Origin of the sequence: Dactylosporangium sp. NPDC000244, from assembly GCF_040300725.1 — a bacterium.
Classification (GTDB): domain Bacteria; phylum Actinomycetota; class Actinomycetes; order Mycobacteriales; family Micromonosporaceae; genus Dactylosporangium.
In genome coordinates this window covers 98,866-107,604 of sequence record NZ_JBEPEH010000017.1, presented here as the reverse complement: position 1 = coordinate 107,604, position 8,739 = coordinate 98,866, and the positions used below count along the sequence as shown (strand labels likewise).

General features: G+C 70.0%; 7 protein-coding genes. 4 read left to right on the top strand and 3 right to left on the bottom strand.

Features of this window, described 5'->3' with window-relative positions; translation table 11 throughout:
- Both ABT369_RS24770 and ABT369_RS24765 read left to right on the top strand, forming a co-directional pair.
- Positions 1 to 311 (top strand): hypothetical protein (locus tag ABT369_RS24770; protein ID WP_350615288.1); only part of this gene is annotated, 311 nt, incomplete at its 5' end.
- A complete protein-coding gene (locus ABT369_RS24765; RefSeq protein ID WP_350615286.1) occupies positions 292 to 1,131 on the top strand; it encodes a class II fructose-bisphosphate aldolase in 840 nt (279 codons plus the stop codon). The genes ABT369_RS24770 and ABT369_RS24765, both read left to right, overlap by 20 nt.
- 241 nt (positions 1,132 to 1,372) lie before the next feature.
- Here ABT369_RS24765 and ABT369_RS24760 read toward each other — a convergent pair whose 3' ends face one another.
- From ABT369_RS24760 to ABT369_RS24750, 3 genes are all read right to left on the bottom strand, one after another.
- Complete coding sequence (locus ABT369_RS24760) at positions 1,373 to 3,886, bottom strand: DEAD/DEAH box helicase (RefSeq protein ID WP_350615284.1); 2,514 nt, start codon at positions 3,884 to 3,886, stop codon at positions 1,373 to 1,375.
- Positions 3,883 to 4,530: a tRNA (guanosine(46)-N7)-methyltransferase TrmB gene (gene trmB / locus ABT369_RS24755; RefSeq protein WP_350615282.1), complete on the bottom strand. Its 648-nt coding sequence runs from the start codon at positions 4,528 to 4,530 to the stop codon at positions 3,883 to 3,885. The genes ABT369_RS24760 and trmB overlap by 4 nt, the downstream gene beginning before the upstream one ends.
- A gap of 76 nt (positions 4,531 to 4,606) precedes the next feature.
- Positions 4,607 to 5,452 carry a LysR family transcriptional regulator gene (locus ABT369_RS24750; RefSeq protein ID WP_350615280.1) on the bottom strand — a complete coding sequence of 282 codons (846 nt, stop codon included), beginning with the start codon at positions 5,450 to 5,452 and terminating at the stop codon, positions 4,607 to 4,609.
- Positions 5,453 to 5,784: 332 nt separating this feature from the next.
- Between ABT369_RS24750 and ABT369_RS24745 the strand changes: the two genes are divergently transcribed.
- Entirely contained in the window at positions 5,785 to 8,214 is a 2,430-nt protein-coding gene (locus ABT369_RS24745) for a 5-methyltetrahydropteroyltriglutamate--homocysteine S-methyltransferase (protein ID WP_350615278.1), read from the top strand.
- Positions 8,215 to 8,218: 4 nt separating this feature from the next.
- Positions 8,219 to 8,701 carry a cupin domain-containing protein gene (locus ABT369_RS24740; protein WP_350615276.1) on the top strand — a complete coding sequence of 161 codons (483 nt, stop codon included), beginning with the start codon at positions 8,219 to 8,221 and terminating at the stop codon, positions 8,699 to 8,701.
- The last annotated feature ends 38 nt before the right edge of the window (positions 8,702 to 8,739 follow it).

Genomic DNA, 8,739 nt, shown 5'->3' with positions numbered 1-8,739 from the left:
CGCCGACCGAGGCGCGCGCTGCCGACGAGCACAAGCAAACGCCGACCGAGGCGCGCGCTGCCGACGAGCACAAGCAAACGCCGACCGAGGCGCGCGCTGCCGACGAGCACAAGCAAACGCCGACCGAGGCGCGCGGCCCGGACGGGCATGAGAGAGCGCAGGCGGATTTGGGCGGCCTGGACGGGCACGAGCGAGCGCCGGTGGAGTTGCGCGGCCTCAGTGAGCACGAACGAGCGCCTGCTGGTGTGCATTTCGGAGACGAACGAACAGAGTTGAACGAGGAGAGTTCCGATGTTGACCCCGACCGGTGAGATTGTTGCCGACGCCAAGCGTCGTGGGGTGGGGGCGGGGGCGTTCAATGTCATCACCGTCGAGCATGCCGAGGCCGTCGTCACCGGGGCCGAGGCCGCTGGTTGTGCGGTCATTCTGCAGATCAGCGAGAACGCCGTGCGGTTTCATCATGGGCGGCTCGCGCCCATTGCCGCGGCGGCCAAGGCGGTGGCCGAGCTCTCGTCCGTGCCGGTCGGGCTGCATCTCGACCACGTGGAGAGTGACGAGCTCTTCGATCAGGCGGCCGGCAACGGATTCGGGTCGGCGATGTATGACGCTTCGAAGCTCGAGTACGCCGGCAATGTCGCCGCCACTGCTCGGGCCGTTGCGCGCGGGCATGCATGTGGGCTGTGGGTGGAGAGCGAGCTCGGCGAGGTCGGGGGCAAGGACGGTGCGCACAAGCCTGGGGTACGCACGGATCCGGACGAGGCCGCGCAGTTCGTTCGCGCGACCGGGGTCGACGCGCTCGCCGTCGCGGTCGGGTCCGCGCATGCGATGACGACGCAGGATGCGCGGCTCGATCACGACCTCATTGCGCGTATCCGCAACGCGGTCGCCGTTCCGCTCGTGCTGCACGGGTCGTCGGGGGTGCCTGATGACGAGTTGCGCGCGGCGGTGCGGGGCGGGCTGGTGAAGGTCAACATCGGCACGGCGCTGAACATCGCGTTCACCGGGGCGATCCGGGAGGCGATTCGGCGGGATGCCAACGTCGTCGATCCGCGCAAGTACCTCCGGGATGCGCGAGACGAGATGGCCGAAACGGTTACGCATGCGCTGCAGGTGCTGACCGCCGCCGCCTAGCGAACTCAGGCGAACCAGGTCGAGCAGAAACGAGCACGAACGGACATTGAAACGAGCGCGAGGCGAAGCGCCGGGCCGGAGCCAGGAGCCGCAGCCAAAGGCTCGCGGAGCAAGAACCACGGACCAGGGGCTGCAGAGCAAGGGCCGCAGACCAGGAGCCACGGAGCAAGGGCCGCGGGTCAGGGACAGCGGGCCGAGGACAGAGAGGCGGAAAGGCAGAGGGCGGAAAGGCAGCAGCAGCCTAGAAGCCCTTGGCCGGGCCTACCGAGACGATGCGGACCGCGGCGGCGCCCTGGGCGTCGGACTCGGCCAGGTCCACTTCGGCCGTGATGGCCCAGTCGCGGTCGCCCTCCGGGTCGTCGAAGATCTGGCGCACGTGCCAGCGATCCGGCTTCTGGTCGATGACGAGCAGCGCCGGGCCGCGCGCGTCCGGGCCGACGCCCATCGAGTCGTACTCCTCGAAGTACGCCTCCACCGCGTCCTGCCACGCGTCCGCCGTGAAGCCGGCCTCCCCGTCGAGCTCGCCGAGCTCGTCGAAGCGGCGCAGCGCCGCGAGCTCGACGCGGCGGAACAGCGCGTTGCGCACCAGGACCCGGAACGCGCGCAGGTTGCGCGTGACGGCCGGCGGTTTGTCGTCGCGGAGTGTGCGCTCCTCGACGTCGCCGGGGTTGCGCAGCCGCTCCCACTCGTCGATGAGGCTGGAGTCGACCTGGCGAACGAGCTCGCCGAGCCATTCGATGATGTCCGTGAGGTCCTCGGTGCGCGCATCCTCGGGCACCGTCTGGCGCACGGCCTTGTAGGCGTCGGCGAGGTACCGCAGCACCAGTCCTTCCGAGCGCGACAATCCGTAGAATCCGACGTATTCGACAAACGTCATTGCACGTTCGAACATGTCGCGCACGACGGACTTGGGCGACAGGGCGTAGTCGGCGACCCACGGGTGCCCCTGCTTGTACAGGTGGTACGCGTTGTCGAGCAGGTCGACGAGCGGCTTGGGGTGCGTGACGTCGTCGAGCAGTTCGAGCCGCTGTTCGTACTCGATGCCGTCGGCCTTCATCGCCGCGACCGCCTCGCCGCGCGCCTTGAACTGCTGCGCGGAGAGCACCTGGCGCGGATCGTCCAATGTGGACTCAATGATGGAGAGCACGTCGAGGGCGTAGCCGGGCGCCTCCCGGTCCAGCAGCTCGATCGCGGCCAGCGCGAACGGCGACAGCGGCTGGTTGAGCGCGAAGTCCATCTGCAGGTCGACGGTGAGCCGGACGCGGCGGCCCTCCTCGTCCGGCTCGGGCAGCTGCTCGACCACGCCGCCGGCCAGCAGCGCGCGGTAGATGGCGATCGCCCGGCGGATGAGCCGCCGCTGGGAGTGCGCGTCCTCGTGGTTCGCGGTGAGCAGGTGGCGCATCGCGACGAACGCGTCGCCGGGGCGGCTGATCACGTTGAGCAGCATCGCGTGCGATACCTGGAAGCTGGACTTGAGCGGCTCCGGCTCGGCCTCGACGAGCCGTTCGTACGTGGGCCGGCCCCAGCCGATCGAGCCCTCCGGTGGCTTCTTGCGCACCACTTTGCGGCGTTTCTTGGGGTCGTCGCCCGCTTTCGCGAGCGCTCGCTCATTGTCGATGACGTGTTCGGGCGCCTGCACCACCACGGTGCCGATGGTGTCGAAGCCGGCACGGCCCGCTCGGCCCGCGATCTGGTGGAACTCCCGCGCGTACAGTAGCCGCGTTTTCTGTCCGTCGTATTTGGACAGTGCGGTGAACAGCACGGTGCGGATGGGCACGTTGATGCCCACGCCGAGCGTGTCCGTGCCGCAGATGACCTTGAGCAGCCCGGCCTGGGCGAGAGTCTCGACGAGGCGGCGGTACTTCGGGAGCATCCCCGCGTGATGCACGCCGATCCCGTGCCGCACCAGCCGCGACAGGGTCTTGCCGAAGCCGGCCGTGAACCGGAAGTTGCCGATCGCCTCGCCGATCATGTCCTTTTCTGCGCGAGTGGCGACGTTCACGCTCATGAGCGCTTGTGCACGTTCGAGCGCCGCGGCCTGCGTGAAATGCACGATGTACACCGGCGCCTGCCGCGTGGAGAGCAGCTCCTCGATCGTCTCGTGCATCGGGTCCATGGAGTAGGTGAACATGAGCGGCACCGGCCGTTCCGCGTTCTTCACGACCGCGGTCGCGCGCCCGGTGCGGCGCGTGAGGTCCTCCTCGAACCGCGTCACGTCGCCGAGCGTGGCGGACATGAGCACGAACTGGGCCTGCGGCAGCTCGATCAGCGGCACCTGCCACGCCCAGCCGCGGTCCGGGTCGGCGTAGAAGTGGAACTCGTCCATGACGACGATGCCGACGTCGGCTCGCTCACCATCGCGCAGTGCGATGTTGGCGAGGATTTCCGCGGTACAGCAGATGATGGGCGCATCCGCGTTGACGCTCGCGTCGCCGGTGAGCATGCCGACGTTCTCGGCGCCGAACATGTCCACGAGCGCGAAGAACTTCTCCGACACCAGCGCCTTGATCGGCGCAGTGTAGAAGGTTGTGCGATCGCTCGCGAGCGCGGCGAAGTGCGCACCCGCGGCCACGAGGCTCTTGCCGGAGCCGGTGGGGGTGTTGAGGATCAGGTTCGCCCCGGTGGCGATCTCGATGAGCGACTCCTCCTGGTGCGGGTACAGGCTGAGCCCCTGTTCCTGCGCCCAGACTGAGAACGCCTCGAAGACGGCATCGGGGTCGCCGCTCCTGGGGACCCGCGCGGCAAGATTCGTCATCGCTTCTCGTACATCACGTCGAAGGAGGGCCGACCAGCGCGCAGCGCACGCTGTTCGAACTTGGTCACGGGCCGGTGCGCTGGACGCGGCGCGAATCCGTCGTAAACGTTCACCAATTCCTGATCGGCGGTGAGCGTTTCGAGCATCGCCTGCGCGTATCCGGCGTCATCGGTTGCGCAATGCAGCACGCCGCCGGGCTTGAGCCGGTCGCGCAGCACGGCGACGCGCTCGGGCACGATGAGCCGCCGCTTGTGGTGGCGTGCCTTCGGCCACGGGTCGGGGAAGAACACGTGCACCGCGGCGAGGCTGCCGGAAGGAATGTGGCTCGCGAGCAGTTCGAACGCGTCGACGGCCGCGACGCGCACGTTGCGGAGCCCGGCCTCGTCGATCAGGTGCAGCAGGTTGGCGACGCCGGGCGTGTGGACCTCGACGGCCAGGTACCGCCGCCCGGGGTCGGCCGCGGCCATGCGCGCGGTGGCCTCACCCATCCCGGACCCGATCTCCAGGACGTCGACGTTCCATCCGGTTTCGAAGGTGTACCGCGCAGCAAGGCGCTCCAGCGCGTCGAAATGCCGACCGCTGAGCCGCCCCCGGCGGGGGTGATAGGTCCGGACGATCCGCAGCGGCCGGTCGACGGTAGTCATGGGGCCTCAACTCTACCGGAACCGCGCCGTACCTGCTTCTGGGCCTGTGGCGACAAGGCCTCCTCCCGCCGTGCGGTCATCGCCGCAGGGCCTCCTGCGCCGCCTGTACCAGCGCCATCAGCTCCTCGCCGGCCGTCTCGGCCCGCCACACCAGCGCGAACGTCAGCCGCGGCACCGGACCGGCGAGCGGGACGAAACGGACATCGGGGCGTCGCACGGTGTCGACCAGCAGCTGCGGTACCGGCAGGGCGCCCCGGCCCGCCGCGACCAGGTCGAGCGCGGACGCCGGGTCGTCCACCGCCTCCGGGGCCAGGCGGACGCCGACCGGCAGTGGCAGGCCGCGCGGCAGCAGTAGTCGACCCGCGCGTTCGATTGTGAGCGAACCTGCAGTCGAGAGCGGATCGGCGGACGGGAGGGCCAGGTGGCTCAGCGGCACCTGGAAGCGGGCCGCGCTCGCGCATCCGGGCGGGAACGGTGCGCACATCAGGGCGGCCGCGCCGTCGGGCGCGCGGGTCAGCTCGGCGGTCGCGGCCGACCAGCCGCCCGGCACCAGGGTCAGGTCCAGTCCTGGTTTGCGGCCGGCCAGACGGCGGGCCAGGCGTGCCGCGAACGTTCCGGCGACGGGGGCGTACACGAGGCGGATGCCGGTCGGCGACGGTACGGCCAGTCGCGCCGCCTCCGCCGTGAACGCCGCGGCCTGAGCCAGGACGGATTCGGCGTACGGCAGCAGCGCGTCGCCGAATGCGGTCGGCTCGACGGTCCGGCTCGTGCGTTCGAACAGGCGCCGGCCGAGCTCGCGTTCGAGGCGGGCGATCGCCTGGCTCACGGCCGGCTGCGACAGGGAGAGCGCGGCGGCCGCGCGCGAGAACGAGCGGTGCCGCGCTACCAGCGCGAAGCACTCGATGTCCCGCAGCGCCGCCACGCCGACCAGTATCGACCACGCATCGCTGATCGATCGCGTGTGTTCGAACCGCCAGCGGACGCGACAAGAACGCGCCCGCGACCGCGCGCAAATGAACACCGACGCACCGCGCCCGGCCCAGGCGCGGCTTATCGATCGCGGAGGCCCGGCTCACCCGTCGGCTGCGGCCACGAACCGGTGATGGCCGGGCGTGATTGAGTGTCGCTGTCAGGGAACCGGTCTGTGGCCGCGTTGGCGTGGGGCGGTGCTGCGCGGTCCGAGCGGGCGGGATCGGCTATTCGTGGCGCTTATCGATCGCGTGCGAATACGTTCGTACGGCCACGATGCGCGCTGTGAACGAAGACTTTCCCATCTCCACCGTGCTCGGGTATCCGCGTATCGGGGCGCGGCGCGAGCTCAAGCGCGCGCTCGAGGACTACTGGGCGGGGCGCATCGATCGTGCGGCGCTCGACGGGACCGGGCGCCGGCTGCGCGCCGAGAGCTGGCACCGGCTGCACGAGCTCGGGCTCGCCGGGCTGCCGTCCAACACGTTCTCGCTCTACGACCACGTGCTGGACACTGCCGTCGCCGTTGATGCGGTGCCGGATCGGTATCGCGATGCGGCCGACCCGTACTTCGCGATGGCGCGCGGGACCGATGACGTTCCGGCGTTGCGGATGACGAAGTGGTTCGACACGAACTACCACTACATCGTGCCCGAGATCGGGCCGAAGACGCGCTTCCGGGCGGTGGCCGACAAGCCGCTGGCGGAGTTGCGGGAGGCGCGCGAGCTCGGCTACGAGACGCGGCCCGTCCTGCTCGGCCCGGTCACGTTCCTGCAGGGGCATCTGGAGCGGCTTGACGATTTGCTGGACGTGTACGGCGAGTTGCTGCGCGAGCTTGCAGAGGCGGGTGCGCGGTGGGTGCAGCTGGACGAGCCCGCGCTCGTCGTCGACGGCGGGGCGCCCGCGATCCGGCATGCCTACCGGCGGCTCGCCGCGCTGGAGCGCCGGCCGAAGCTGCTCGTCGCCTCGTATTTCGGGGACGCCGATGCCGCGCTGCCGGCGCTGTCCGTGGCCCCGGTCGATGGGGTCGCGGTCGATCTGACGCATGGGGTCCCGCCGAATCTGCGGCTGTTCGAAGGACGCACCGTGGTTGGCGGGGTTGTGTCCGGGCGGAACGTCTGGCGCACAGACTTGGACGCGGCTCGGTGGCTGCTCGCGCAGGCCGGGGCGACCGCGGTGTCCACGTCGTGCTCGCTGTTGCACGTCCCGTACACCCTGCGCGGGGAGTCGGAACTGCCCGCGGGGCTGATCGAACGGCTCGCGTTCGCCGAGGAGAAGGTGGCCGAGGTCGTCGCGCTCGCCGGGCCCGGGCCGCTGCCGGCGAAGCCGCCCGCCGCTGCGCAACCTGGGAACAACCCCGGTCCGGCGCGACCGGCTGCGGAAACGGACCTCGAGACCACGTCCGGGCCGCTGCCAGCGCAGCAGCCGCGCGTGGAAGCGGCGCTTGCGCACGAGCCGAGGCCGCAAACGACACAGGCACGCGCAGAAACGAACACCGGGACCGAGACGGAGCCGCTGCCAGCGCAGCAGGCACGCGCAGAAACGAACGTCGAGATCGAGCCGCAGACGCGGACGACACAGCCACGTGCAGAAACGAACACCGAAACTGGCGCGGGGCTGCTGACGGCGCTGGCGGGCGGGGAAGCGGCGCCTGAGACGTTGCCGGAAGGTGCGCGTGAACAGGGCGCGATCGAAGTCGAGTGCCGGTCGCCGTATGCGGTCAGGGTCGCGGCTCAGGCCGATCTCGGGTTGCCCGCGCTGCCGGTCACCACGATCGGCTCGTTCCCGCAGACCGGTGATCTGCGGGCGGCGCGGGCGACGATGCCTCTGGAGCAGTACGAAATCCGGATCCGGAGGGAAATCGATCGGGTCATCGCCGAACAGGAAACGCTCGGTTTGGACGTGCTCGTGCACGGTGAGCCTGAGCGAAACGACATGGTGCAGTATTTCGCCGAGCATCTCGACGGATTCGCGGTCACGCGCAATGGGTGGGTGCAGTCGTACGGTTCGCGCTGCACCCGGCCACCAATTCTGCACGCGGACGTGCACCGGCCGGAACCGATCACGGTGCGCTGGGCGACCTATGCGCAATCACGCACCGAGCGGCCGGTGAAGGGCATGCTCACCGGGCCGGTGACGATCGTCGCCTGGTCGTTCGTGCGCCCCGACCGGCCGCTGCGGGACGTGACGATGCAGGTCGCCGACGCGGTGCGGGCCGAGGTGCGCGACCTGGAGGCGGCCGGCATCCGGATCATCCAGGTCGACGAGCCGGCCCTGCGCGAGCTGCTGCCGCTGCGGCGCGAGGACCAGCCGGAGTACCTGGCCTGGGCCGTGGCCGCGTACCGCCGGGCGACCGCCGGCGCCGCGGACGGCACCCAGATCCACACGCACCTGTGCTATTCGGACGCGCCCGCGGTGCTGGCCGCGATCGACGCGCTGGACGCGGACGTGACCAGCATCGAGGCAGCCCGCTCGGGGTTCGCGATCGAGGGGCTGACGCGCGGGGTCGGCCCCGGGGTGTACGACATCCACTCCCCACGGATCCCGGACGTCGACGAGGTCGGGTCCCGGCTGCGCGCCGCGCTCGAGGTGATCCCGGCGGGGCGGCTCTGGGTGAATCCGGACTGTGGCCTCAAAACGCGCACCTACGAGGAGGTGCGCGCGGCGCTCACGAATGTTGTCGCGGCCGCGCACAAGATTCGCGAGTCCGTAGGGTGAGGGTATGTCGTATCCACCACCGAAGTACCACGGCGAGAACGGCGAGCTCAACGCCACCTACCGGCCGGTCACCACGGCGCCGGAGTTCACGTACGCCAACGGCAACACCGTGCACTACCTGGCGACGGGTGCGTCGACCAACGGGCAGTTCGGCCTGTACCGCTGGGTGATGGGCCCGCAGCCCAGCGGCCCGGACCCGCATTTCCACCGCTCGATCTCGGAGTCGTTCTTCATCCTGAGCGGTTCGGTGCGCATTTATGACGGCAAGCGCTGGATCGACACGGAACCGGGCGACTTCGTGCACGTTCCGGAGGGCGGCGTGCACGCGTTCCGCAACGAGTCCGGCGCGCCGGCCGAGATGCTTTTGCATTTCGCGCCCGGTGCGCCCCGGGAGGCCTACTTCGAGGGCCTCCCGGGGCTCGGTTCGATGACCGATGACGAACGTGCCGCGTTCATGCTCGAACACGACACGTTCTGGCTTTCCTGACTGTCCGTTCGCTCAGAAACCGAAGCTGGCGACGTCAG